The sequence below is a fragment of the Streptomyces sp. NPDC004065 genome, from assembly GCF_044903565.1.
Lineage (GTDB): Bacteria > Actinomycetota > Actinomycetes > Streptomycetales > Streptomycetaceae > Streptomyces.
The window spans coordinates 49,037-73,956 of the sequence record NZ_JBJDQT010000007.1; the positions used below are offsets into that span (position 1 = coordinate 49,037).

A 24,920-nucleotide genomic window follows, 5' to 3' on the forward strand; every position below is an offset into this window, starting at 1 on the left:
AGCCGACCGGCCCCTGACCCGGCGGTGCGGGCCGGACGACCGGGACACGCTGGACGGGGCTGGGGGAACCTGCCGGACCTGCCGAGTTGGCGCTTCGTACGCCCGAGTTCTCCCGTCCGGCGGGCGGCGCGGCCACGGCCCGCCGGACCTGCGGGGTCGCCGGGGCGACCGGGGACGGCCCTGGCGTCGGACGCCCGGGGTCAGCCGGCGGGGCAGCCGGTACGCCCGGCCGGCGCGCCGCCACCACGGGACGGCCGCCGGAGCGGGCGGCGACGGGCGGTGCCGCGCCTTCAGTGGCGCGGGTGCTCAGGGTGAGCGGGCGGGCGGGGAGCAGTTGGAGGGTGCGGGGTGCCGCCGGGCCGGAGGGCGCGCCGGGGCGGGTGACGGTGAGCGGGGCCGCACGGTGCGGCTGAGCGCCTCCGGTCGCCCCGGCTACGGCTCGGGCGACGACGACCGGGCTCGGCGAACCGGGGGCCCGGGGCCGCTGCCCGCCGGACGAGGCCTGACCGCCGGACCTCGTACCGGGCAGTCGTACGTCTCCTGCCGGGCTTTCCGGGGTTACGGCAGCCGCGGGTGCCGCTGCGGACGACATCACCAACGGCGTTGCCGACCCGCTCCCGTGGTGCACGACGCCCGGCGACGCGGCGCCCCCGGCAGAGGAGTCGTCCGCAGGACGGCGCTGGACTACGTCGCCTGCCCCCAGCAGCGGCACCTCCGCTCCGGCGGTGGAGGGCGTCCGGTCGCCAACTGCCTTATTTGGCAAAGGAGTTGTGTGGGGCTTGCCGCCCTGTGCCGGAGCGCGCTGGACGGCGGGAGCGCGGGATGCGGTGGCGCCGGGCACATCAGCGCTGGGCGGCAGCGCGGACAGCGGAGCGCCGAGGCCGCCGCGGGCGCCCTTGGGGGCGCGGTCGGCCGTCCCCTGGGCGCCGCCGTACTCGTGTGGGCGCGAGGTGTCGGCCACATCGTCCGCCTGGCGCTGGACGACGGGCATCGCCGGACCGGGCGAGGTGCCTGAACTGGGGGCGGGGGCACCGGGCAGCTCGGCACTCGGCGGCAACGCGGACAGCGGCGCACCCAGACCACCGCGCACCCGGGCGCCGTCCGGGGCATTCTGCGCGCCGCTGTCGTGCAGGCGCGGCGTGTCGGCCACGTCGTCCGCCTGGCGCCGGACGACGGGCAGCGTCGGACCGGGCGAGGTGCCTGAACTGGGGGCGGGGGCACCGGGCAGCTCGGCACTCGGCGGCAACGCGGACAGCGGCGCACCCAGACCACCGCGCACCCGGGCGCCGCCGGAGGCAGCCGGCTCCGTCCCCTGCGCACCGGCCACGTCCGAGCCCTCCGCCTGACGCTGGACGACAGGCAACGCCGGGCCGGACGCGGTGTGCGGCGCCGGAGCTTCCTCCGTCAACGGCGCGGCTGGGGAGCGCAGTTCGCGTGTCGGGGCGCCGAGAGGCGCGCGGCTTGGCTCGCTCGTGGCGGCGCGCTGTACGGCGGCGGTGGTGGCGTTGCCGGTTGGCTCGCTCGTGGCGGCGCGCTGTACGGCGGCGGTGGTGGTGGCGTTGCCGGGTGCCGGAGTGGCAGCGGGCCGCAGCGCGGTGACGCGGCGTAACGGTCCGGACATGCGCCGGGCGACAGTCAGGGAAGGTGCCACCGGGACGGCCCGGACGGCCGGGCCGGAAGGCGTACGGCCCCCGGAACCGGACGACGCCTGCGACACGGGCCGGGTCGCTCCACCGCCCGCGGCTGCGCCCGGGAGCACCGACACACGCCGTACCAGGGGAATCGCCGGAGCGGCCGTCGTCCGATGGTCCGGGTCGGCGGGGGTCACGACCGGATCGGCACCCGGCAGCACGGCACGCTGGACGGGCGGCGAGGACGCGGGGAGCGCGGCTGGGGATTCGGCGGACGCAAGGCCGCGGGTCTGGGGGGTGACGCCCGAACTTCTCTTCGCCACAGGGCTGTTGCCCCCAGGGCGCGCCACCGCGGGCTTTCGCCCGGATCCTGCGTCCGCCGCTCCAGTACCGCTACGAGAAGACCGTGCGGCGACGGATGCCGGACTCCCGGCATCCAACGCACCGTCCGCCTCGCCACCCGCCCCCTCGGGGCGCAGCGCCCGGAGCAGCAGTGGACCCCCGCCGGCCCGGGTGGCCCGCGGGGTGGCAGGACGGGCGACGCCGCGCACCAGACCGGTCGGGGCGGCGGACAGCACCGCGTGGCCGAGACCCGAGTCGAACGACGGGTTCTGCCAGGAGGCGAGGCCCGCACGGAAGACGAGCCCGTCGCTCACCCCGAGCGGGGAGCGGGCCACGGTGAGCTGCGGCGGCGCGGTGCCACGCCAGCCGCCGTCCCAGTCGCCGGGCACGGAGGAACCCCGGCCGCCGGACTCGCCGCGGTCAGTACCGTCGCCGGATGTGCCCTGGTCCGGGCCGTCGCCGGCCGGACCGTTCCCCGCGGCGCCGGAGCGGTCCGCACCCGGACGGCGTGCGGTGTCCGGCGCGGCGGCCCGACGGCGCAGTCTGTCCCGCCATGCCATGCGTTCAACCGCCTTCGTTCACGCGGGTGTTGATGCGGGCGATCTCGGCGACCCACTGTCGGCGCTCGTCGTGGGTCAGGTCGAGGATCTCCTCGCGCTGCCAGTGGAAGTGGTAGGCGATGTACGCGATCTCCTCCCGGAGCCGGGGAAGGGCGTACGTCACGATTCCCCCAGGCGCCCACCCGAGAGGTCGACCTCGAAGCCGCCCTCGCAGTGCGGGCAGGTCACCGCGGCGCGGGTGTGGCCCTCGCTGTTGACCCGGCGGTAGAAGTCCTGGAGGAACGCGACGTCGGTGGCGTACATCCGCTCCACGACCCCGGCGTGCACGTCCGTGATCGAGCCGATCCGGGTGATCACCTGGCTCAGCAGCACCACGCTCAGGTACGCCGGGTTCTCCTTGACCCGCAGGTCGATCTGGGGCCGCAGTTCGTCCCGGGCGGTGGCCAGGCGCATCGAGCCGTGCCGGTGCACCGTGCCGTCGTCGTCCACGTACCCACGCGGCAGCTCGAACTCGAACTCCGTGCGCAGCCCGTGGTCCTCCCGGCGCGGCGGGGCGGCGGCCGGGGTGGCCGCCGCCTGCTGCTCCGACGTCTGGGCGGGCGCCGTCGCCTGGAGGATCTCCTCCAGGTTGCCCGCCGTGACCGTACGGCGCCTCATTCGACGACGATCTCCTCGAACGTGATCGTGACGGACTCGGTGGCCGGGGCGGACTCGCCCGCCTTCAGCGACGGGCCCTCCCACTTGGAGGCCCAGCCCTGCATCAGCTGGATGCGGCGGACCGTGTTGCCCTCGGTGTCCTTGATCTCGATGGTGAGGTTCTGCCGCGCGGTGTTGACGGCCCCGTTGTTCAGGGTCTCCTTGATCCACTTGGTGAACTCGCTGCTCTGGTCGAGTCCCCGGGTGATCGTGATCTCACCGGCCTGCCGTGCTCCGGGCTGCTTGCGGATGATCTGCTTGCCCTCGGCGCTGACCTGCTTGACCTCGACGACCTCCTCCTCGACGGTCAGCCCGCTGATCTCCTGGATCGACTCGACCAGGTAGCCACCGAGCTGCACGCCGAAGACGTGGGTGGAAAGAGCATCGCCCGTTGCCATGACTGTCTGTCACCTTTCCTTGCTGACCCGCAGGTCACTCGTCGATGAGGCTGGTGCTGTCGGAGAACTGGGCCAGCCGGAACACCACGAACTCGGCGGGCTTGACCGGCGAGACGCCGATCTCACACACGACGCGGCCCTGGTCGATCGATTCCTGCGGGTTGTTGTCGCGGTCGCACTTCACGTAGAACGCCTCTTCGGCGGTACGGCCGAACAGGGCTCCCCGGCGCCACTCCTCGGTGAGGAACGCGGTGACATTGCGCCGGATGCTGGACCACAGCCGGTCGTCGTTCGGCTCGAAGACCACCCACTGGGTGCCCAGGAGGATGGATTCCTCCAGGTAGTTGAACAGGCGGCGCACGTTCAGGTAGCGCCAGGCCGGGTCGGAGGAGAGGGTGCGGGCACCCCAGATCCGGATGCCCCGGCCGGGGAAGGCCCGTACGCAGTTCACGCCGATCGGGTTCAGCAGGTCCTGCTCGCCCTTGCTGAGCCGGACCTCCAGGTCCACCGCGCCGCGGATGACCTCGTTGGCGGGCGCCTTGTGCACGCCGCGTTCGGCGTCGCTGCGCGCCCAGACACCGGCGATGTGACCGCTCGGCGGGACGGTGGTGTTGTGCCCGGCGGCCGGGTCGAAGACCCGCACCCACGGGTAGTAGAGGCTGGCGTAGCGGGAGTCGTAGCCCGCCTCGTCGTTGCGCCAGGTGCGCACCTGCTGGGCGGAGAGCCCGGGCGGGGTGTCCAGGACGGCCACCCGGTCGCCCATCTGCTCGCAGTGCGAGATGACGGCGAGCTGCACGGTGCGTACGCCTTCGGCGTCGATGTCGCCGCGCTGGTGGGCGCTCATCAGGTCCGGCACGGCGACCATGGTGATCTCGTCGATGGTCTCCAGTCCGGCGAACCCGGTGCGGGCCGCGGCGTCGCCGACGTACTCGGCGGGGTCGAGGCGGACCACCTCGACAGAGCCGTTCGCGGCGGGCCCGTCCGGGGCGTCGGGGAGGGCCACGGTCTGGGCGGCGGGCTTGCTCTGGGCGGCGCCCCGCTGCTCGGTGACCTCGATCAGCTTGGAGGCGCGGGCCTGGTTGACCAGGTACCCCCTGACGTTCTTGCGGGTGGAGGCTTCGTAGGTCTCCGCCACTTGGTCGCCCTGGCGGACCAGGACCTTGAAGCGGTCCTCCGGCGGGTTCTCGCCGTCCGCGTCGGCGATCTCCACCGACACGCCGGAGACGCCCGGCTTGGCCGCGACCAGGAAGCCGCCGAGCTCTACGGACTCCACGGCCTTGATGCCCTGACGCCGCCGGCCGCTGGCCGCGGACGGGGCGGAGGCGTCCTCGGCGGAGCCGCCGATGCGCACCACGTACGCGGCGCCGCCGCCGTTGGCGAAGTAGCCGTAGACCGCGTGGGCGAGGTAGGTGCCCTCGGTGAAACCACCGAACGTCTGGGAGTACTGGTCCCAGCTGGTGACCAGCGTCGGCGCGTGGAAGGGGCCGCGCTCGGCGAACCCTACGAACGCGGCGACGGCGGTGCCGACCCCTTCGATCGGTCGGGCACCGGACTGCACCTCCTCCACGTACACACCCGGGGTGAGGTACGTCGGCATGCTTGCTCCTTCACGTCCTTGCGGGGCACCTGTGTCCAGGCCGAGTCTGCGGGGCGGGTGCGGCGGGCGGCAGGGACCCGGGGACCTGGTTGGGGGCAGGCCCGCTGCCTTTCCGTACCTCCCGCACGGACCGTCCGGACATCACCCGCCTTTGCCCTCGCACTGCCCGTGCGGACCTGGACGCCCGGTCGGCTTGTGCTGTCGACTGGGGCTGCAGCAGAAGTGCGCCGACGAGGAGGCAGCAGATGCAGAGGTCCGGACGGCGTACCGGGAAGACCGAGGCCGAGCAGCCTGTGCGCGGCGTAGCCGCCGCCCGACGGGAGACGTCCTCGGCCGGCGCCGCCGTCCCGCCCCCGCTCGGCGCCGACGTGCTGCGGGCGGCGCAGGGCGGCGCGGGCAACGCCGCGGTGACCGGCATGATCGCCCGCCGCGCCCGACGCGCGCCCGCCCAGGTGCACGAGGACGCTCACTCGGCGCATCAGCACGGCGCGGGACACGACCGGGAAGCCGCGGCGCAGCCAGGCGCCGCCGACGCGGTGAACTCCGTGGTGCGGTCCGCCGGCAGCCGACTGCCCGCCTCGCTGCAGCGGGAGATGGAAGCCCGCTTCTCGGGCGAGGACTTCTCCGACGTCGCGGTCCACACCGGCGCCGCTGCCCGGCGTTCCGCTGAGGCGGTCGGGGCCGAGGCGTACACCACCGGCACCCGTCACATCGTGTTGCGCGGCGCGATCGACAAGAAGACCCTCGCGCATGAACTGGAGCACGTCCGCCAGCAGCGGACAGGAGCCGTGGCCGGTACCGATGACGGCAGCGGCCTGAGCATCAGCGACCCCTCCGACCGGTTCGAAAGGTCGGCCGAACGCAGGGCCGAGCAGGTGATGCGGGGCGGAGCGGAGGTCCAGCGCTCGGTCGAGGACCACACCGCCGACGCCGCGCACCGGACGACCGAGGCGTCGGCCGAGGTGCAGCGCATGCCCCCCAAGAAGAAGAAGACGAAAAAGCCGGCGGGAGACAACCCACCCGCCGCGGCTGCCACTTCCTCGAAGACCGTGTTCGAGGAAATAATGGAGTACTTCGAGGGACGCAGCGAAGAATTCAAGGCAAAGAAGCAGAACGAGAAGGAGTACATCCTCGAACAGATCGGAATCGAACCCGGAAGGGATCTTTTCACGCTCGACCAAGTAAAGAATGACGAATCGATGCTGGAGGATCTTCTCGCGGAGATCGAAACCGCGAAACACGCGTCCGGGTTCGCGGGTACGGGCGGCGGCAGCAGTGACTGGGCGGCGAGCGCGGTCACTTCGGCACATGCGGACATGCGGAAGGACCATCGGACCTGGGGCGACAGGACGACCCTCCATCACAAGATCTCCCGTAGCGAGTTGGACGCTGTACTCGCCTCGGCCGAGAGGGACAGGGCGAACGCGAAACCGCTGTTCGAGTTCCTGGACGAGGTACGGACGGTACTCGACTCGACCGCGGCGAACAAAAAAGCCCTGCACAACATGCCGGCCAACCTGGAAATAGGACCGGCGAGTGACACGAGGACAGGCGACCCGGGGTCCGGAAGCGACTTCAACTACACGCCTGAGGGCGCGATGACGCCACGGTCGAGCGAGTTGAAGGACGCACTGAGCTTGGCGAACGCGCCCGCCGTCGACTGGGGGGCCGTTGCGGACAAGCTGAGGGAGGCGCAGCGCCTTCACGAAAAAGAGTACGGAGGCGCGATACTCTCCCCGCCCGCCCTCGAACGGTGGAAGAAAGTGGGCGCCAAGTGGAAGAAGGTCTGAGGTCTTCCGTGTCGAGACCGGGGGGAGACGGTTCCGCCGTCTTCGGGCCCCGCCGCCCGCGTCTCAGGCGTCGAGGGCGTCCGCCAGGTAAGGCCCGAACTCGCCCTCCAGGACCAGCCGTCCCAGCTTGCGGTACTCCTGCGCGACCGCCCTCACCAGCTGCCGCATGCTGAGCGGGCTCCCGGACTCCGCCGCGAGGTAGGCCGCGGTCACCGCGCAGGCCCGGATGGAGCCGCCGGCCAGTTCGAAGCGGGCCGCGCAGAAGGCGAGGTCCAGGTCCTCGGCCCGGGGCAGCCGGTCGCCCAGGCACCGTTCCCACAGGGCGAGACGCTGGCCGGCGTCGGGCACCGGGAAGTCCGCCACCACGTCCAGGCGGCGGGTGAAGGCCTCGTCCAGGTTGGCTCGCAGGTTGGTGGTCAGCACCGCGATCCCGTCGAACGACTCCATGCGCTGCAGCAGGTACGCCGACTCGATGTTGGCGTGCCGGTCGTGCGCGCCCTTCACCTCGGAGCGCTTGCCGAAGATCGCGTCGGCCTCGTCGAAGAGCAGCACCGCGTTGACCGCGGACGCCTCGGTGAAGATCCGCTCAAGGTTCTTCTCGGTCTCCCCCACGTACTTGTCGACGACCGTGGACAGGTCCACCACGTACAGGTCCATGCCCAGGTCCGCCGCGACGACCTCGGCGGACATGGTCTTGCCGGTGCCCGACTCGCCGGCGAACAGCGCGATCACGCCGCGCCCCCGGCCGCCGCCGGGCCGCATCCCCCACTGCCCGAGCACCTGCTCGCGATGGCGGGCGCGCAGCGCGAGTTCGCGCAGCCGCCGGTGAGTGGTCGGGGGCAGCACGAGGTCGTCCCAGCCGACTCCCGGCTCCACGCGGCGGGCGAGCCGGTCGAGCCCGGCGCCGTTCTGGGCCCGTACGGCGGTGCGCAGGTCGTCGGGGAGGACCGGGCGGCCCGCGAGGGTGGCCATGCGGACCGCCACGTCGGCGGCGCGGCGCAACTGCCCGGAATCCAGGCGGTGCGCGGCGACCGCGCGGGCGAGCTCATCGGCGTCGCCGGTCCCGGAGCCGTTGGCGAGGCCATGGCCAGGGCTGTCACCGGCGGCCCGGTCGAGAGCGTGCCGCCAGCGCGCGGCCTGCCGCTCGGGAGTGGGCGCCGGCACGGTCAGGACCACGGGGGTGTCGGCAGCCCACAGCGGGTCCCAGCCGGGGGTGCCGTGCGTGAGCAGGGGAATCCCGCGCAGCGCCGAGCACAACGCCCCCAGCGTGCGGGCCCGTTCGGCGGGTTCCCCGGGCAGTGCTTCCAGGGGACCGAGGACGACCCCGGCACCCGTCAGGCGGGCTTCGAGCGCGGCCACGCGGGCGAGCGCCGGTACGTCGCCCGGGCGCCGGGCGAGTGCCGCTGCGTCCAGGACGAGCGGGCGCAGCCCGGCCGCGTGCAGGGCTGCCACGGCCAGTCCCTCGGCGTCGCCGCCCCGGCTGCGCAGTTGGACGAGGCCGGTGCCGGCCGCGGCCGCGGCCCGGTGGACGTCCGCCGCCTCGGCGGTCGGGTCCTCGCGGGCCTCGCCGAGCACCCCGGCGAGGCGGGCATCGGGCTGCGCGCTCCCCAGGAGGTGTCCGGTGACCCGGTCGGGAACCACCAACACCCGCGACAGCGGCGGTCGTTCCGGCTCGGTGACCTCCACCAGACCACTCGCGACCAGCGCCGCATCGGGGGTCAGCCGGAAGCGCGCGGACGCCGCTCCCGCGAGCCCGCACAGCTCCAGGGCGAGCCCGACCGTGGGCCGACGACGCGTCAGGTCGTCGTTGAGGTAGCCGTAGAGCCGTTCGAACCGTGCGTCCAGGTCGGGCGCCACCGCGACGAGCAGCAGGTCCAGATCCAGCGAGGACAGGCCGAATCGTGCGGCGAGACCGCCGAGGACGGAGCCGGCCGGGGGATGCGGGGGTTCGTGAGCGGGCACGTCGAGACCGCCCGGTTCGTCCAGGACGCGGGCGACTGCCTCGGGAGTGAGGTACTGGCCACGGTAGGGGTCGTCGGGATCGGGATCGGCGGCGCGCCGGACGGCCACCGCGTGCCGCACCCGTTCCTCGACCATGCGGAGCCGCACCCACAGGTGTCCCGCTTCGGCGTCCGCCTCGGCAGTGTGCGTCACGGCTGGCGGTCCCCCCTGCGGCGGCGACGGGCGGGGGCGGGCGGGCGTTCACGCGGGCCGGCGCAGCCGCCGTCCGGACCCGGGTCACTTGTTTCCGTGTAGCGCAGCCTGCGCCCCGGCCCCGCGTCCTCGCCGCGGGAGGTGGCGCGCACGACGAGGCCTTCGGTGACCGGCGGTGCGACGGCCTTGGTGATGCCGGCGAGCGGCGCCCGCACCCGCAGCGAGAGGGAGGCCTTCAGTTCGCCGCCCATGGCCGACCACACGTCGGAGGCGGCCGGTGCGTCGGACCCGGTTCCGGCGGTGTCCAGGCCCACGGTCAGGCCGAGTTCGGCGAGCGTGCCGGTGAGCAGCCGCGCGGGCAGCGTGTCGGTGCTCACCAGCGTCGCGAGCACCTGTGACAGCAGCCGGTGTTCGTCCTGCGGGCGGGTCGCCCACGCCGTGACCAGGTACGTCAGCTCGAACCAGCGCGGCGGGGAGCGCCGCGCCACGAGCTGGCCGTCCTCGTCGTACACCTCTCCGGAGCCGCTGCCGCGCCGGACGGCGTCCTCCCGGATGTCGTACAGGAAGACGCAGACCGTCGGGGCGCTGCGGCGCGCGGCCCAGTCCCGGGTGGGGGCGTCGAAGACGACGTCGACGCCCGACGCCTCCAGGCCGGACTCGCCGAGCAGCCGGCGCAGCCCCTCGTCGACCTCGTGGATCACCGGCGGGTCACCTCGTCCGGCGGCTGCACGCTGCCGGTGACCACCAGGAAGTCGGTCGTCACCGGGGAGAACCCGGGGCCCTTGGCGGTGATGATCCGGGGCCCGGTCTCGTCCTTGGCGAGGATGAGCAGCTGGCCGGTGAAGGTGCCGTTCGGCAGCGGAATGGTGGGCGCCGCCGCCGCGGTGATCCCCGGCTTCCAGGTGAACCGCACCGGCACGCCCGGCGGGAAGTCCTTGCCGCGCACCGAGGTGACGAAGCCGGGCCTGCCGATCGCCGGCACCGCGATGATGCGCGGCTGGAGGATGCGCAGCCGCTCCCGGGCGCTGTTGTCGCCCTTGTCGGCGTCCGTCCCGGTGGTGGTGAGCTTGCCGGTGACGTGGGTGGTCAGGGCCTTCTTGGGGCTGAGGACGACCCGCACGACGGTGCTCGCGCCCTGGTCCAGGTCCGGCAGCGCGCACACCCAGTTCTTGTCGCAGCCCTCCGGCTGCCCGTTGTTCGGAATGCTCTTGGGCAGGCCGATGTGCAGCCGCAGTCCGGTCGCCAGCGCGTTGCGGCCGTTGCGCACGGTGTACGTGACCACGACGCGCCCGCCGACGTATCCGGGGTTCGGCTGGGCGGTGAGGCGGAGACCGGGCCCGGCATCGGGCTCACCCGGAGCCGGGGGCACGGTGGGCCGAGAGGTGGGTGTCGGCGTGGGTGTCGGCGTGGGTGTCGGCGTGGGTGTCGGGGTGGGTGTCGGGGTCGTCGGGGGCGTGGCCTGGACGACCGGCACCACGGTGCGGCCCGTGTTGTCGCTGGGCTGCGGATCGAGGACGGTGCCGGTGACCGACCAGTCGATCGGTGCGTTGCCGGGGGTGGCCCCGGTGACGGTGACGGTCACCGGCACGGTGGTGCCGGGCGGCACGACACCGACGGTGCACTGTAGTGAGGCGGCGTCGCAGGTGCCGCCGGGATAGGTCAGCCTGGTGATCTGCACGCCGGTCGGCGGGGCGACGGTCAGCTCGGTGCCGGGGGAGGCAGCGGGGCCGTTGTTGACGACATCGACACGAATGGTGGTGGTCTTGCCGACGGTGACCGCCGGGACGGTGCCGGGCGCGTTCACCGCGAGGTCCACGGACTGCTGGACGCTGGGTTCCTTCTGCCGGCCCCCGAGCTCCGCGGTGAGCGGGGTGAGGTCGCCGGACGCGACGTCCAACAAGCGCAGTTTCTCAGGGCTGTTGGCGGCAACCTCGGCACGGGAGCTGATCACCAGGCCCTTGCCGTCGGCCGTCCAGGCGGCGTCCCGGGGCTGGAACGGACCGGTGGCCGAGGTGTCCGGCAGATCCGTCTGGCAGGCGCCGGGGACGTTGCGCGCGGCGGTGGGCAGCAGAACCTTGCAGTCGTCGCCCGACAGGGACGTGAGGAGGATGCCGTCGCGTTCGTCGACTGCGCCGCCGCCGCTCTTGCGGTTGAAGGCGATGGTGAGGCCGTCCGGGGAGAACGCCGGACTGTCGTCGATGACCTGGCAGTTGCCCGGGCAGATCGTGGCGCTCAGGTCGCGCTGCCGGTCCAGGTGGTTCACCGGCGCGGTCCAGATGTGCTTGTTGCCGCCGCTCCCGCCGATCACCTCGTTGCGGGTGAAGGCCAGGGTGGTGCCGTCGGAGGACCAGGTGGGCTGGGCGTCCTCGCCCTGCTGCTGCCCGGCCGGCGGGGTGATCCGGCCGGTGATCGCGCCGGTCGCCGCGTCGGCGATCAGGATGCGGCTGGGGCCCGCGGCGTCCCCGACGCCGCCCGGCGACGTCCGGGTGAAGGCGAGGTACTTGCCGTCCGGGGAGAACGTCGGGTCGGTGTCCCAGTCCGTCGCGCCGCGTCCCGCGAGGGGCATGGCCTGCGCGTCGGTGCCGTCGGCGTCCGCGAGCCAGATCCGTTCGATCCGCTGGTTGTCGGCGTTGGTCTCGAAGCGGGTGACGACGATCCGGCGGCCGTCGGGTGTGTAGTTCTGCCGCTCGGTCCACGGGTCGGAGCCGGCGGCGGGCTGGAACAGCGGGTCCTTGGTGGGATCGGTGTTGGTGTCGGCCGCCGGGTCCTCGTTGAGGATCGTCAGGTTCAGGTCGCGTGGGTCGGACCCGTCGATGCGGGCGTCCTGCAGCGTCACCACGTGCGAAGTGGCCGCCGAGTCGCGCTCCACCACCACGCCGCCGCCGTTGACCGGTCCCAGCCAGGTGGGTGAGAGGACCTCCCGGTTCTCGTTGAGCACCAGCCCGGGCTCGGTGTCCGCGTGTGCGGTCGACTTGAACACGTGGTCGTAGTCGCCCTCGCACGTGCAGGTGATCTCGGGGCTGAGGAACACCAACTGGTCCCCGTCGGGCAACCACGATGCCCCGTGGGCACGCCACCCCGCGTAATTGCCCGCGAACAGCGCTTCGTCACTGGTCCCGTTGGTGATCCGCAGCCGGGGCACGGACTGCCCGTTGTCGGTGGTGGTGGAGGTGTACGCGATCCAGTCCCGGTTCACGTCGTCGTTCACCGGGTTCCACGACGGCTCGGAGGCCGTGCCGTTCGCCGGGGAGGTGATCCGGGTGGCGGTGCCGCCGTTCAGGGGCCGTACGTAGATCTGCTCGCCGGCCAGCGGATCGCTGTCGCTGCCGTACGCGATGCGCTGCCCGTCGGGGGAGACCGTCGGGCACTCCTCGTTGGCGGAGGTGTCGGTGAGCCGCGTCAGGCCGGTGCCGTCGGTGCGTACCAGCCACAGGTCGCGCTGCGTCCCGCCGCCCGTGCCGCCGGGTTCGGCCGAGTCGAACACCACGGACTGCCCGTCCGGCGTCAGCCGGGGGTGCGCCGCGTCCCGGCCGGTGGTCAGACGCCGTACCGAACCGTCCGCGGCCCGCAGGTAGACCTGCGGGTTCTTCTCGTCGCGGCGGCTCGCGAAGACCATCTGGTCACCGAGCGCGGACGGCTGCACATCGTTGTGGACGGGGCCGTCGCCGAACAGAGGTGTGCTGGAGGTGGTCGAGGCCACCGTGCCGAGGCTGCGGTGCCGGGTGCCCGCGTACGCGACGCGGGTGTCCGTGGCGTCGGCCGCGCGCGGGGCGGAGGCGGCGCTGCTCTGTCCGGAGGCCGCCGTCACCCCGAGCAGCGGGATCAGCAGCAGCAACGACGTTCCGAGTCTCCCCAGGCGGTACCGGCCGCCGGGGTCAGCCGTTCCCATCACGGTCCCCTTCGCAGTCTGGTGCGGCATCCCGATGTGCCCATCCGGATCGCCTCCGCCACCCTGTACCGGACGTGCGCGGCGCGGCAGGGCGGCGGGGCCGTACCCGAGGGAAACGCGCGGTGCGCTTTCGGGCAGTGCGGGTTTCCCGTAGGTCGCCCCCGGCTTGTTGCCCCTGCGGCGTCAACGCCGGTGTCAAATCAGTCCGTTGCGCAGTGCGAAGCCCACCGCGTGGGCTCGGTTGCGCAGTTGGAGGCGCGTGATTATCTCGTGCAGGACGTTCTTGACGGTCCGTTCCGAGTACGAGGTCTTGCGGGCGATCTCCGCCGTGTCCAAGCCCTCCGACACCAGGCGCAGCATGTCCGCCTCGCGCGTGGTCAGCGTGGACAGCGACAGGCCCCGCGGGTCGAGTGCCGAGCGCTGGAGGCTGCTCACATGGCTGAGCAGCTTGCCGAGCAGGTCGCCGGGGAGTACACCCTCCCCGTCGGCTATCGCCTGGACCAGCTGGAGAAGTTGGTCCTGGTGCGCGTCGGAGCGCCGCAGCACCGCCGCGACGCCGCACTCTATGACGCGTTGCAGCGCGCCGGATCCGAGGGTGCCGACCACGAGGCCGGTGCGGGTGGCGGTGTTGAGCCGCAGCCGGTCCAGCAGGGCCGTCACGTGGTCGTCCACGGTGTCCACGACCACCAGTGACGCCTGGGCCCGCGCCGCGTCGGCGTCGTCGAGCAGGTCGACCTCGGGGCGCTGGCGCAGCTGGTGGACGACGCCGACGCGCAGGACCGGATCGGCGGCGTACACGGCCACCGTCACCCGGCTCCGGTGTCCGGGCAGGCTCTTGTCTTGTGCACAGGACATGGGAGTTTTACCTGTTTCATGAATTCGTAGGGGGCTGGGCGCTGGGGCGTGGCGAGCACCTGAGGGCGACGCGCGGGCTGCGACGGGAAACATCAATGCCCCCTGAATACATGAGAGTTGACGGTGACTGTCGGGGCATCGCGACTGCCCGCACCTTGCCCTCGCGTTCCTCGCGGCACGCCCGGACGTGTTTCTACGGTGGTAGGCGTGACGCCTTCCGCAGCCTCTTCCGGCCCTGGTGCGCCCGGCCTCGACATCCCTGCCGTGACCGTGACACCGGGTGACACCGCCACGACAAGTCTGACCGTCCGCAACGACAGCGACATCGTCGAGGCGTACAGCCTGGAGGTCGTCGGGGACTGCGCCTCCTGGACCACCGTCGAACCCGCCCGGGTCTCGCTCTACCCCGGCACCTCCGAAACGGTGACGCTCCGTCTGGAGCCGCCGCGCTCCCCGGAGATCCGGGCCGGCGAGATGCCGCTGGGTGTGCGGGTCCTGCCGGCCGAGCACCCCGACGCGGTGCAGGTCCTCGAAACCACCGTGCACATCAAGGAGTTCCGCGAGCTGCGCACCGAGCTGGCCCCGCGCCGCCGGCGCGGCTGGCTGCGCGGCCGCTACCGGCTGGCGGTCCAGAACCAGGGCAACACCCCGGCGCAGGTGTGCTTCACCCCCGGCCAGGCGGGCGAGGAGCTGGCGTTCGCCTTCAACCCGGCGAAGCCGAAGCTGGAGCCCGGCGAATCGGCGGAGGCCGGACTGCGCGTCCGCACCGGCAAACCGGTGTGGTTCGGCTCCCCGGTGGTGTGGCCGTTCACCGTCGACACCACCGACGACCGGGACCAGGACGAACAACCCGGCTCGTACGACACCGCTGTCCGGACGCCGCTGGACGCCGAGTTCGTCCAGATCCCGATCTTCCCCAAGTGGCTGCTCGCACTGCTTGCCGCGCTGCTCGCACTGCTGATCGCCTGGTTCGCACTGGTCCGTCCGGCGGTGCGCAGCGCAGCCAAGGACGCGGCCGACGAGGCGGTCCAGGCACGGCCCACGCCCGCCGGACAGCGGACTCCCGGCAGCGGCGCCGGCTCGGCCGGTCCCGGCACCCAGGGGCCGGGCGCGTCGGCCGGAGCGGGCGGCGGCGGCTCGGACGGCGGTGGCGGCGGCACCTCGACCGGCAACGGCAGCGGCCAGCAGAGCTCGCAGACCATCGACGTGCAGGCGGCGAGCGGGGAGACCAAGGCGGGCACCTACACGGTGCCCAAGGACAGCATCCTCGGGGTCACGGACATCGTCGTCGCCAACTTCCAGGGCGACGAAGGGGTGTTGACGATCTCCTTCGGCGACCGCAAGATCACCACTATCGCGATGGAGACCTTCCGCAACCAGGACTATCACTGGGTCACCCCCATCAAGATCCCCGAGGGCGACGCCGTCTCCATCGAGGTGACCTGCAACAAGCCCGGCACCCCGGCCACCGGCCTTCGGGCAAAGGGCTGTCACGAGGTCCTGAACGTGAGCGGCCTGCTCGGCAGCACCAAGCAATGACTCGAACCTCTCCACTTGCAACCCATTGTCGATCGGTAAAGACGCGATCCGCCAAGCGATGGGTCTCCTTTCACCCGGATCGGTCCTGAAATCGACAGACCAGGTCTGAAAACCAACACCCGACAACCCCAGGTCAGCGGCCTGGGGTTGCTCTGTTGCACGGGTCGACTGCCGATCCCGTGCTGCCCTGGCATGGTCGACCGGCCGAGGGGCGACGCAGATCCCCACAACCCCGCCCAGGCCCTGATCACCGGTCCTGAGCGACGGGGACGTGCTCGCCGCGGCGCTGCGACACGGCGGGTGGACACGCCGCTCGCGCGGGCGGTATCCGTTCCGGCTGTACGCGACCTGAGCTCTTCCGCCGAGAGCGCCTCATTCGCGTGCGCCGGAGGCGCGGGCGACGGGCCGTGCCGGGACGTCGCCCGCGAGCAGGTCGTCACGAGCAGACGGCCGATGGCACCGGCGGAAGCGGTGATGAAGATCCCCCGGTGTCTCTCTGCCGTCTCGTGGCGGTCAGGACGGGCGCGGGATGTATGCCAGGCCGTGCGCCCCCGGCTCGCCGCGCTTGGCGATGTCCAGCCTGGCGAGCGGCGTGAGCGTCTCCAGGTCGATGACGTCGAGAGTGGAGGAGAAGACGCAGGAGACATACGCGAGGCGGCCGTCCGGTGAGGAGTGGACGGTCAACGGGAAGAGACCGACCTCGAGTTCGCCGAGGCGTTCCCGGGTGGCCGCCGAGAACACGACGAGGCGGCCCGGCACCGTGCGGCCAGGCCCGGAGGAGGGGCCGGGCACCAGGCCGGCCTGGCCGGCGAGCAGCCTGCCCGTCGACGTCAGGTGCACGGGGACGACGACGTCCTCCGTGGGGAGGATCCCGGTCACGGACAGCGTGCGGGTGTCGATGACCCGGATGCCGTGTGGCCCGCTCTCCGGTGCGCCGGCGTACGGCGCGGCGACGAAGACCGAAGCCCCATCGGCCGACACGGCCAGTCCCTCGCTGCCCGGCACCTCGATCTTCGCCGTGAGCACGCCCTGTTCGAGGTCGACGACCGACACGAACGGCGCTTCCTTGTTGGTCGCGTAGCCCGTCCGCCCGGCCGGATCGATGGCGAACCAGTGCGGTCCGGGTGCCTGCGTGTCGATCCTGCCCAGGGGCTTGCGGCCGGTGGTGTCGACGACCACCACGCCGCCGGGGCGGTCCGCCGAGCCCTCCACGCTGACGTAGAGGCGGCCGCGCGCCGGATCCAATGCCAAGCCGTGCGGGCCGTGTTCGGGGGCGAGGTCGACGACCTCCACGATGCGGCGGGTGTCGGGGTCGATGGCGGTCAGCTCGGTGCCACGGCCGCTGTTGGCGTGGTAGTACCCCGAGCGGTACGCCGTGGTGCACCACAGCAGCCGCTGTGTCGGGTCGAAGCACAACTCATGAGGCTCGGCGGGGACTTCGATCTCGCCGATACGGCGGTCGGTGGCGGCGTCGTGGAACGAGACGGTGGGCCCGCTCTGGCTGACGACGGCCAGCACGTCGCCTTCTCGGCCGGCCCGGGGTGACTGCTGCACAGGTGGCTCCTCGATTGATTCCTCGAGCGGTTGTCGTGGACGGCTCCACTCTCCGCGTGGGAGACTTCCGCAGCAATGCAAAGATCGGCAGCCAATACTTGCCTGGCACGCAAAAACCAAGCTCAGGAGCGGTCGCTGCGGTGATGGATCTCAACCTGCTGCGCGTGCTGGACGCCCTGCTCCAGGAGAACAGCGTGACCCGCGCCGCCGAGCGGCTCGGCACCTCGCCCGCGGCGGCCAGCCGTGCGCTCGCCCGGCTGCGCCGTGCCGTCGGCGATCCGCTGCTGGTCCGCGCGGGTCAGCGGATGGTGCCGACACCACGGGCGCTGGAACTGCGGGACCAGGTCGCCGTGTTGCTGCGCGGCTGCGACGACGTGCTGCGGCCGGGCGCCGGTTTCGACCCGGTGCATCTGCGCCGCTCCTTCACGGTGCAGGCCACCGATCTGCTGCTGACGGGTCTGGCAGGTGCGCTGGTCGACCGGATCCACGCGGAGGCCCCGCACGTGGACGTGGCCTTCCTGCCGGAGGCGATGGAGGGCGGCCCCGCGCTGCGGCAGGGGCTGGTCGACGTGGAGCTGGGCGTCCTCGACCATCTGGACCCCGAGATCCACACCCGGGACCTCATGAGCGCGCGGCTGCTCGGTGTCGCCCGCAGCGGCCATCCCCTCTTCACCGGACGGATCGACGCCCGGCGCTTCGCCGCGGCCGGCCACATCGGCGTCTCCCGGCTCGGCAAGCGCACCGGGCCGATCGACCGCGCGCTCGCGGACCTCGGACTGCGGCGCCGGACGGCGGTCGTCGTGCCCAGCCACACGGCCGCGATGATGCTCGCCCGGGACACCGACCTGATCGCCCTCACCCTGCCCGACTGGATCCCCGGCACCATCTCCGCGCTGGGCCTGCGAACCTTTCCGATCCCCCTCGACGTGGCGCCCCTGGACCTCGGGATGGCCTGGCACCCCCGCAACACGGCCGATCCGGGGCATCGTTGGTTCCGCGATCTGCTGGCCGCCGCGGTCCTGGACCGGACCGGCGTGCGCGATGAGCCGGGCCGGTCCGACGCCACGGGCTGACGTACCCGGCCGCAGTCCCGAACCGACGTCGGGTCATGTGAACCGTGCGGACCAGGTGGTTCGAACGCGGGAGCGGCGACCGCACCCCCGCGCCGGCAAACCCAGCGGGTGCCCCGCGTCGGCACCTCCCGCGGGTGCCCCTCGTCCCATGGCCGCGCTCACCCGTCCGAGCTACCCGGCCGGGTCCCTGTGTGTGTCCGGGCCCGGGGACGGGGAGCGGCACGCACCGTGGGACGCGGGACCGGGACGGACAGTGAGGGAAGATGATCGTATCGGTGGTGTCGATGCCCGAAGGGATCGCCGTGCGCACGGACCTGGCCGGGGCCCGTGCGCGCCTCGCCGCGTCCGGCTTCCTGTTCGTCGACGTCCAGCTGCCCGACGATCCGTCGGCCGAGGTCCCGCCGCCCGCCGCCGGGCTCGGTCTGGCGGCCGAGTGCCCGCCCTGGTTCGGCCGGGCGGGCGAGCCGGCACGGGCCGAGTTCCTCACCGACAGGGCCGGGTTCGTCGTCCCCGTCGTGGCGGACGGCCAGGTGGCCCATCTGCACGTGCTGGTGACGGAACGCCACCTGGTCACGCTGCACCGGGGACCGGCCCAGCCGGTGGAGAGCCTCGTCGAACGGCTGGGGCAGGAGAACCCTCCCGACACCGCGGCCATGCTGTTCCTGCTGCTCCAGGAGGCCCTGGACACCTTCCGCCGCGCCGCGGTGGCGGACCTGCTGACGGTGGAGGACCTCGAGGACGAGATGTTCGAGCGGCGCAGCCCCGACCAGGTCTACCGCCTGTCCCGGCTGCGCCGGAGTGCCGCGCTCCTGCACCACCACCTCCTGCCCTACCTCCAGGCGACGGACGAGCTGTTCACGCGCAGGCAGCTCAACCGCGACTTCGCGGAGGAGCGCCGGCGCCTCGCCCGGGAGTTCCAGCACACCGGCCGGCTGGTGCTCACGGACATCCAGTCCCTGCAGGAGGCCACGCGGCGGGCCTTCGCCAGCTATTCCTCACTCGTGTCGGGGGAGCAGAACGGCGTCATCAACCGGCTGGCGATCGTGTCGACGATCTTCCTTCCGCTGACGTTCCTGACCGGCTACTTCGGCATGAACTTCACCTACCTCACCGACGAGATGGAGAGCAAGGCGGTCTTCTGGCTCCTGGCCGTCGCCCTGCAGGCCGGTGTGCTGCTCGCCGCCCTCTACGTCCTGCACCGCACCCACATCTGGCGCACGCTCCGCGACTCCGACGGCCTGGGCGACCGGTGAGGCGGGGCTGGGTTCCCGTTCACGGCCCCGCCCCGCCGGCCGGGGTGCGGGGGCCGGCGGGCTCGGCGGCCGCGGCCCACAGGTCGTCGAAGCGTCTGACCTGCTCCCCCACCCGGCCGGCGTCCGCGTCCAGCGAGGTCTTCACATAGCGCTGGCGCACGTCCGGCACGAACTCCAGGAACAGCTCGTCGTCGAAGATCACCACATCCCTGGTGGCGCCGATCGCCCGGGCCAGCGAGGCGGACAGCAGCAGCACACGCACCTCGATGCCCCGGGCCCGCTGCTGTTCGCACAGCGCGTCCAGGTCGTCGGGCTGTTCGCCGGCCTCCACGATGAACAGGCGCCGGATCCGCACGTCGTGCTCGCGCATCACCGCCCGCTGCGCGTCCATGTAGTGCCCCGCCGGATCGGTGTTCCAGAAGGCGCGGTCGACGGAGCTGCTGGTGGCGTCGATGGTCTTGCGGGCGCATCCGGTGAGCCTGATGAGCCACTCGATGTTGTCCCGCTCCCAGACGGCGGTCATTCCGGTGAGCGCCGCGAGGACGGAGGACAGGCTGGCTATCTCGGCGCGGGTGAACGCCTTCACGATGGGCGGCCCCTGCAGCCCCACCTGAGTGGCGCTCCTGACCAGGCGGGTGACGTCCTCGGCGCTCATCCCCGACTCGTCGAGCCCCTTCAGCAGCCCGCCGACCTCGTCGACCCGCGTGAAGTCGTCGAGGATCCGCTGTGTGTGGGTGCGCTGCCCGGTCTCCACCGACGCCAGCCGCTGCTCGAAGTCGACCATGTACTGCACGATCAGCGCCGCCCCGCCGATGACGACGGACATCGCGAGCTTCCACAGTTCGTCCTGGGACTGGTTGATCATGTTGGTGATCACGTAGGCGACCGTGCCCACCACAATCGTGACCAGCGTCTTCAGTACGACGGGTGGAATGCGCGGTTCCCGCGTCGTGGCCGAATCCGGCGTGCCCCGCTCTCCGTCCATGTCCACCTCTCGTCGGCAGGTCTTCGTCGGGTCATGTGCCGATTGGTGCTCTTGGTGTTGGTGCCGGTGGTGTCTGTGCTCGTGGTGTCGGTGCTTGGGGTGTCCCTGCTCGTGGTGTCCCTGCTCGTGGTGTCCGTGCTCGTGGTGTTCGTGCCTGTGGTGTCCGTGCCTGTGGTGTCCGTGCCTGTGGTGTCCGTGCTCGTGGTGTCGGTGCTCCTGTCGTTGTGGGTGGTGTGGGTCAGCGTGCGTTCAGCACCTCGTCGTGTGCCGCCGGGACGGCCCGGACGGCCAGCTGGTCCCGGATGCGCTGGACCAGGTTCCGCCACTGCCGGGTGAACCCGGGCTGCCGTTCCAGGGACTCCCAGAGCGGTGCCAGTTCCGGCTCCACGCGCGCCCTCGGCATCCACAGGTGGAGCAGGTGGTCGACGAGCGGGCGCAGCACCTTGAGCGCGGTGGCCCCGTCGGCGGCACCGAGCCGCAGGCCGTCGAGCTTGTCGCCGACCGTGGTCAGCAGCCAGTCGTGCAGGGCGAGGTCCTCGCAGAGCGCCGCCGCCGCGGCCGGGCGGGTCCCCTCCGGCAGCCGCAGCTCCACCGTGCGCAGGCCCTCCTCGCCCACGGTGAAGCGCAGGGACGGCCGCTCGCCGGCGGCGGGCAGCGCGGCCCAGCGCAGCCGGGTGCCGGCGGAGGTGAGCGGAGCGTCGTAGTCGAGGAGTTCGTGCCGGCGTTCGATCCGGGCCAGCAGGCTCTCGGCGACGGCGCCCACGTCCAGCTCGTCCGGCCCGTTCCCGGCGAGGAAGCCCTCGGCGACGGCGGGCGCGGGCAGCCGGCCCACGGGAACCAGGACGCCCGGACGGACCAGGTACCAGCCCCATGGCCGGCGGTCGGGGCCGGTGCCCGGGGCGTGGAAGTGGGCCGTCGCCTGCAGCACCCGGCCCTCCACGAGGACGGCGCCGGCCGTCACGGTGCCGACGGCGCGCACCTTGGCGCCCGTGGCGGTGGGCAGCCGGCAGTCCACTCCGGTGAGGACGTCCGGGGAGACGGCGCACCGGTTGGGGCGGCGGGAGACGCGGACCCGCTCGTCGGCGCGCAGCCGCAGCAGCCGCTCGGCCGTGCGCTCGTCGACGGCGTCCCGGGTGGGCAGCAGACAGGTGCGCACCTCGCCGCAGACGACGGCAAACCGCCCGCCCGCTCCCGGGGCCCCCGTGCCGTCGCCCATGTCAGAGCCCCGGCGGGAAGACGTAGGAGACCCGCTCGGCGACGGCCGCGGGCACGGTCACGCCCTCGCGGGCGGAGCGCTCGGTGACCTGCTCAATAACGGCGGCCTCGATCTGCACCTGGTCCAGGACGACGCGTACGGCGTGTTCCACGGGCAGGAAGCGGGCCGGGAGCACGCTGCAGGTGCCGTACGCGGTGAAGGGCGCGGCCCGCGGGTCGAGCCGCAGGACCGGCGGAAGGGCGTCCCAGTCGGCGGGGAAGACGCCGGACTCCCAGGGGACGGGGACCGGCACGGCCCTGCCGTTGTCGCGCAGCAGGCCGAGCCGGGCCAGCTGCCACACCGAGGCGAGGAAGGCGCAGGACCAGGTGCGCCGTTCCTCCGGCCCGTCCCACAGTTCGACGTCCAGGAAGACGGAGTGGCCGCGGGCCAGGGTCTCGCGGGGCGGCTGCCACACGTCGGAGGCGTCGAGGGCCGGCGAGACGCGCTGGGAGGGGGTGCGCCGGCCGTTGCTGAGCCAGCCGGTGCGGCCGACGGGCGGCCGGTAGCCGGTGCTGCCGGGCGGCGGCGACTCGACGAGCCGGTGCAGCACGGACTCGGCGAGCGCGGACGGGTCCTGGTGGCCGGGTGCCGCGGTGGTGGCACAGCCCGACTCGCGGGCCAGGTAGTCGATCGTCAGGCCCGCCGCCCGTGCGGCGTCCAGCAGGGGCGGTATCAGTTCGGCGGGGGTGGACAGGCGGCTGAAGTAGTCGTCGACGAGGAAGCAGGTGCTGATGCGGGGACGCCGGCCCGGCGCCGGCGGGACGGCCCCGGCCCGCACGGCCTCCACCCACGGGCGTACGGCGGTGAAGTGCCGGGCCAGCCGCCCCGGGCCGTCGGCGAAGTCCTCCATGTACAGATGGCCGAGTTCCAGCGAGAGGTGGGAGAAGGGCACCGACTCGGTGCGCGGCTGCGCGCTGGTCTCCCGGAAGGCGGTGCCGGCGTCGCTCATTAGAGGACCACCCCTTCTGCGGCCCTCTTCGGTAGGGTTGTGACCTCTCGGTCCCGGTGGGTGCATGGCTTGTGTCGCGAGCTGCTCGACGGCCACTGTGAGTTGTGCCAGCCCCGCCGGGCCGAGGCCGTCTGATCGGTATCAGGGACACGCCCCGCAGAGGGCCGGTTGATGAGCTCCCGGCAGACGTCCTCACCATCGGGCAGGTGCTCCGCGCACGACACAGGAGTACTTCTTTCGTGTACATCGGATGGGACTGGGCGACCGAGACCCATGACGTGACGGTCATGGACAACTCCGGTGCCCGAGTGACCCGTTGGGAGTTCGCGCACACCGAGGAGGGCATCGCCCGGACCCTGGCCGAACTGGCGAAGTACGGCAGTCCGGCGGATCTGCCGGTGGCCATCGGGACCACCCGCGGCCTGGTCGTGGACCGGCTGCCGGCCGCCGGGCACCCGGTGGTGCCGGTACACCCGAACGCCTTCCACGCGATGCGCCCGCGCTGGGGCGCCTCCAAGGCCAAGACCGACGCGGGCGACAGCCTCAAACTCGCCGACTACCTGCGCATCGACGGGCACTTCCTGCCCCGCCTGGAACCGACCGAGCGGGCCACCGTGGAGATCCAGGCCCTGACCCGGCAGCGGGCCGACCACGTCGCGGCCCGCGTCGCCGCCGTCCACCAGCTCGCCGCCCTGCTGGACGCGCACTGGCCCGGCGGCAAGGCCGTCTTCTCCAGCCTCGACAGCGACATCGCCCTGGCCTTCCTGGAGCGATATCCCACCGCGGCCTCCGCCGCCAGGCTCACCGCCGGACGGCTGGAAGCCTGGTGCGGACGCCATGGCTACCCCGGCCGCAAACCCGGCGACGTCCTGATCGAGCGCGTGCGCTCCGCGCCGGCGCCTGCCTCCCGCCTCGGCGATACCGTCATCGAGCAGCTGGTCCGCGTCCAGGTCCAGCTCGCGCGGAGCATCCGGACCACCGTCCGCACCCTGGACCAGGCCATCGCAAGCGCCGTGGAAACCCACCCCTACGCACCGCTGTTCGCGACCATGCCCCGCATCGGGAAGATCAATCCCGGGCAGATCACCGGCGAGATCGGCCCGATCCTGGAACGCTCCAGGACCAGCGAACAATTCATCGCCGAGACCGGCGTTGTCCCCGTGACCCGGGCCTCCGGCAAGTCCCGCGTGGTCACCTTCCGCTACGCGGCCAACCGCCGCGCCCGGCCGGCCATCGTCGGCTACGCCGACAACAGCAGACACGGCAGCGACTGGGCCGCGAAGATCTACAACGACGCCCGGGCCGCCAAGAAACGCCACCCCCACGCCGCCCGCGTCCTCGCCCGCTCCTGGCTGCGGGTGATCTGGGCGTGCTGGCGCACCGGCACCTGCTACGACCCCGAGATCCACCGCGGCAGCAACAAGACCAAGCAGGACCCGGACACGCCTCTGGCGGCATAGAGGTTGACTCAGGGAACTCACAGCTCCCCCCAGTACTTGTCGTCGGTCAGCCGCGCGGCGAGTTCCCCCATGGCCTGCCAGGTCTGGAGGCCGGCGATCCGGCTGTCGAGGACGTCCTCGTCGGTGATCAGCTGTTCGCGCCACATCAGGACGGGTTCCAGCGGGATGGACGCCAGGACCCGGGTCTTGCCGATGCCCAGGGCGGCGGCCAGCGCCTCCAGTTGGCGGTCGCCCTGGTGCATCCAGGCGGCCTGCTGCGGTGGCGCCTGGGACCACAGCGGCGACTGCAGGTCGGGCACGGCGGCGCGGACGAACCGCAGGGACCCCGCGAGCCGGTCCGGGTCGTGGCCCATGGCGGCGCCGGTCCGCAGGATGCCCTGCTCCCCCGCGAACAGTTCGGCCGCCGCCATGACGTGCTGACGGGTCCAGCGGTGGTAGACGAGCCAGCGGGTCCTGATCCGCGACAGCCCGTTGCGGGGCGCGGTGGCCGCCAGGGCCAGGTCCATGGCGTAACTGCGTCCGGCGCTCAGGTCGACGATGATGACGTCGAATTCGCGTTTGAGGCGCAGCAGCAGATCGATGCAGCGGTGCAGGTTCTCCTCGCTGGTGACGAACTCGCCGCCGGTGCGGTCGCCGGGCAGCAGCACCAGCCGGCCCGAGCCGGCGGGCCGGTGCCTCAGCACGGGGTGTTCGGTGCGGTTCCAGACGTTCACCCACGGCGGCTCGCCGGTCCTGCCCTGGAGGTAGGAGTGCAGTCCGGGGCCCTCGGACCCGGCGAGCACGTCGGGCAGGTCGAAGACGGCCGCCGCGGTGGGCGAGCCGAAGTCGAAGTCCAGGTAGCAGACGTCGTCCCCGTCCAGCGCCCGGTGGTAGGCCAGGTTGGCGCTGGTGACCGAGCGGCCGGTGCCCCCCTTGTCGGAGGCGGCGAACACCAGCACCC

General features: G+C 72.6%; 18 protein-coding genes. 5 read left to right on the forward strand and 13 right to left on the reverse strand.

What is annotated here, in order from left to right; translation table 11 throughout:
• Window positions 1-2,537 precede the first annotated feature (2,537 nt).
• Genes ACI2LW_RS10865 through ACI2LW_RS10880 form a run of 4 tightly spaced genes read right to left on the reverse strand, consistent with a single transcriptional unit; the run spans window position 2,538 to window position 5,224 of the window.
• Entirely contained in the window at window positions 2,538-2,696 is a 159-nt protein-coding gene (locus tag ACI2LW_RS10865; protein WP_020938517.1) for a DUF6760 family protein, read from the reverse strand.
• On the reverse strand, window positions 2,693-3,190 hold the full coding sequence (locus tag ACI2LW_RS10870) for a zinc-ribbon domain-containing protein (RefSeq protein WP_020938518.1): 498 nt from the start codon (window positions 3,188-3,190) through the stop codon (window positions 2,693-2,695). Before ACI2LW_RS10870 ends, ACI2LW_RS10865 begins: the two co-directional genes overlap by 4 nt.
• Window positions 3,187-3,627 carry a phage tail protein gene (locus ACI2LW_RS10875; RefSeq protein ID WP_020938519.1) on the reverse strand — a complete coding sequence of 147 codons (441 nt, stop codon included), beginning with the start codon at window positions 3,625-3,627 and terminating at the stop codon, window positions 3,187-3,189. The genes ACI2LW_RS10870 and ACI2LW_RS10875 overlap by 4 nt, the downstream gene beginning before the upstream one ends.
• Window positions 3,628-3,661: 34 nt before the next feature.
• On the reverse strand, window positions 3,662-5,224 hold the full coding sequence (locus ACI2LW_RS10880) for a phage tail sheath family protein (protein WP_404730859.1): 1,563 nt from the start codon (window positions 5,222-5,224) through the stop codon (window positions 3,662-3,664).
• A 245-nt stretch (window positions 5,225-5,469) separates the two neighbouring features.
• Between ACI2LW_RS10880 and ACI2LW_RS10885 the strand changes: the two genes are divergently transcribed.
• The gene (locus tag ACI2LW_RS10885) at window positions 5,470-7,014 is read left to right on the forward strand and encodes a DUF4157 domain-containing protein (RefSeq protein ID WP_404730860.1); all 1,545 of its coding nucleotides are present in this window, start codon (window positions 5,470-5,472) and stop codon (window positions 7,012-7,014) included.
• A 63-nt stretch (window positions 7,015-7,077) separates the two neighbouring features.
• Here ACI2LW_RS10885 and ACI2LW_RS10890 read toward each other — a convergent pair whose 3' ends face one another.
• From ACI2LW_RS10890 to ACI2LW_RS10905, 4 genes are all read right to left on the reverse strand, one after another.
• Window positions 7,078-9,111 (reverse strand): AAA family ATPase, encoded by a 2,034-nt coding sequence (locus ACI2LW_RS10890; protein ID WP_404731002.1) that lies wholly within the window; start codon window positions 9,109-9,111, stop codon window positions 7,078-7,080.
• A gap of 53 nt (window positions 9,112-9,164) precedes the next feature.
• Window positions 9,165-9,869, reverse strand: coding sequence for a DUF4255 domain-containing protein (locus tag ACI2LW_RS10895; RefSeq protein ID WP_404730861.1), 705 nt, complete (start codon window positions 9,867-9,869; stop codon window positions 9,165-9,167).
• Window positions 9,866-13,057: a hypothetical protein gene (locus tag ACI2LW_RS10900; protein WP_404730862.1), complete on the reverse strand. Its 3,192-nt coding sequence runs from the start codon at window positions 13,055-13,057 to the stop codon at window positions 9,866-9,868. Before ACI2LW_RS10900 ends, ACI2LW_RS10895 begins: the two co-directional genes overlap by 4 nt.
• Before the next feature lie 195 nt (window positions 13,058-13,252).
• Window positions 13,253-13,912 carry a LuxR C-terminal-related transcriptional regulator gene (locus ACI2LW_RS10905; protein ID WP_404730863.1) on the reverse strand — a complete coding sequence of 220 codons (660 nt, stop codon included), beginning with the start codon at window positions 13,910-13,912 and terminating at the stop codon, window positions 13,253-13,255.
• Window positions 13,913-14,167: 255 nt separating this feature from the next.
• Here ACI2LW_RS10905 and ACI2LW_RS10910 point away from each other — a divergent pair, with 255 nt between their 5' ends.
• Window positions 14,168-15,451: a hydrolytic protein gene (locus ACI2LW_RS10910; protein ID WP_404731003.1), complete on the forward strand. Its 1,284-nt coding sequence runs from the start codon at window positions 14,168-14,170 to the stop codon at window positions 15,449-15,451.
• Between the two features lie 513 nt (window positions 15,452-15,964).
• Here the strand turns inward: ACI2LW_RS10910 and ACI2LW_RS10915 are convergent.
• The gene (locus ACI2LW_RS10915) at window positions 15,965-17,005 is read right to left on the reverse strand and encodes a YncE family protein (RefSeq protein WP_404730864.1); all 1,041 of its coding nucleotides are present in this window, start codon (window positions 17,003-17,005) and stop codon (window positions 15,965-15,967) included.
• A gap of 143 nt (window positions 17,006-17,148) precedes the next feature.
• Here ACI2LW_RS10915 and ACI2LW_RS10920 point away from each other — a divergent pair, with 143 nt between their 5' ends.
• Together ACI2LW_RS10920 and ACI2LW_RS10925 are read left to right on the forward strand one after the other, a co-directional pair.
• Window positions 17,149-18,078: a LysR family transcriptional regulator gene (locus tag ACI2LW_RS10920; RefSeq protein ID WP_404731004.1), complete on the forward strand. Its 930-nt coding sequence runs from the start codon at window positions 17,149-17,151 to the stop codon at window positions 18,076-18,078.
• A 263-nt stretch (window positions 18,079-18,341) separates the two neighbouring features.
• A complete protein-coding gene (locus ACI2LW_RS10925; protein ID WP_404730865.1) occupies window positions 18,342-19,331 on the forward strand; it encodes a CorA family divalent cation transporter in 990 nt (329 codons plus the stop codon).
• Window positions 19,332-19,350: 19 nt separating this feature from the next.
• Here the strand turns inward: ACI2LW_RS10925 and ACI2LW_RS10930 are convergent, their stop codons facing one another.
• The 3 genes from ACI2LW_RS10930 to ACI2LW_RS10940 all read right to left on the reverse strand — a co-directional run bounded on the left by ACI2LW_RS10930 (window position 19,351) and on the right by ACI2LW_RS10940 (window position 22,520).
• Window positions 19,351-20,316, reverse strand: coding sequence for a hypothetical protein (locus ACI2LW_RS10930; RefSeq protein WP_404730866.1), 966 nt, complete (start codon window positions 20,314-20,316; stop codon window positions 19,351-19,353).
• A 238-nt stretch (window positions 20,317-20,554) separates the two neighbouring features.
• The gene (locus ACI2LW_RS10935) at window positions 20,555-21,532 is read right to left on the reverse strand and encodes an SCO2521 family protein (RefSeq protein WP_404730867.1); all 978 of its coding nucleotides are present in this window, start codon (window positions 21,530-21,532) and stop codon (window positions 20,555-20,557) included.
• Between the two features lies 1 nt (window position 21,533).
• The gene (locus ACI2LW_RS10940; RefSeq protein WP_404730868.1) at window positions 21,534-22,520 is read right to left on the reverse strand and encodes an SCO2522 family protein; all 987 of its coding nucleotides are present in this window, start codon (window positions 22,518-22,520) and stop codon (window positions 21,534-21,536) included.
• 239 nt (window positions 22,521-22,759) lie between these two features.
• Between ACI2LW_RS10940 and ACI2LW_RS10945 the strand changes: the two genes are divergently transcribed.
• On the forward strand, window positions 22,760-23,980 hold the full coding sequence (locus ACI2LW_RS10945; RefSeq protein ID WP_404730869.1) for an IS110 family transposase: 1,221 nt from the start codon (window positions 22,760-22,762) through the stop codon (window positions 23,978-23,980).
• 17 nt (window positions 23,981-23,997) lie between these two features.
• On the opposite strand, the gene ACI2LW_RS10950 is transcribed toward ACI2LW_RS10945, so the two are convergent.
• Window positions 23,998-24,918, reverse strand: coding sequence for an SCO2523 family variant P-loop protein (locus ACI2LW_RS10950; protein WP_404730870.1), 921 nt, complete (start codon window positions 24,916-24,918; stop codon window positions 23,998-24,000).
• Between the last annotated feature and the right edge of the window lie 2 nt (window positions 24,919-24,920).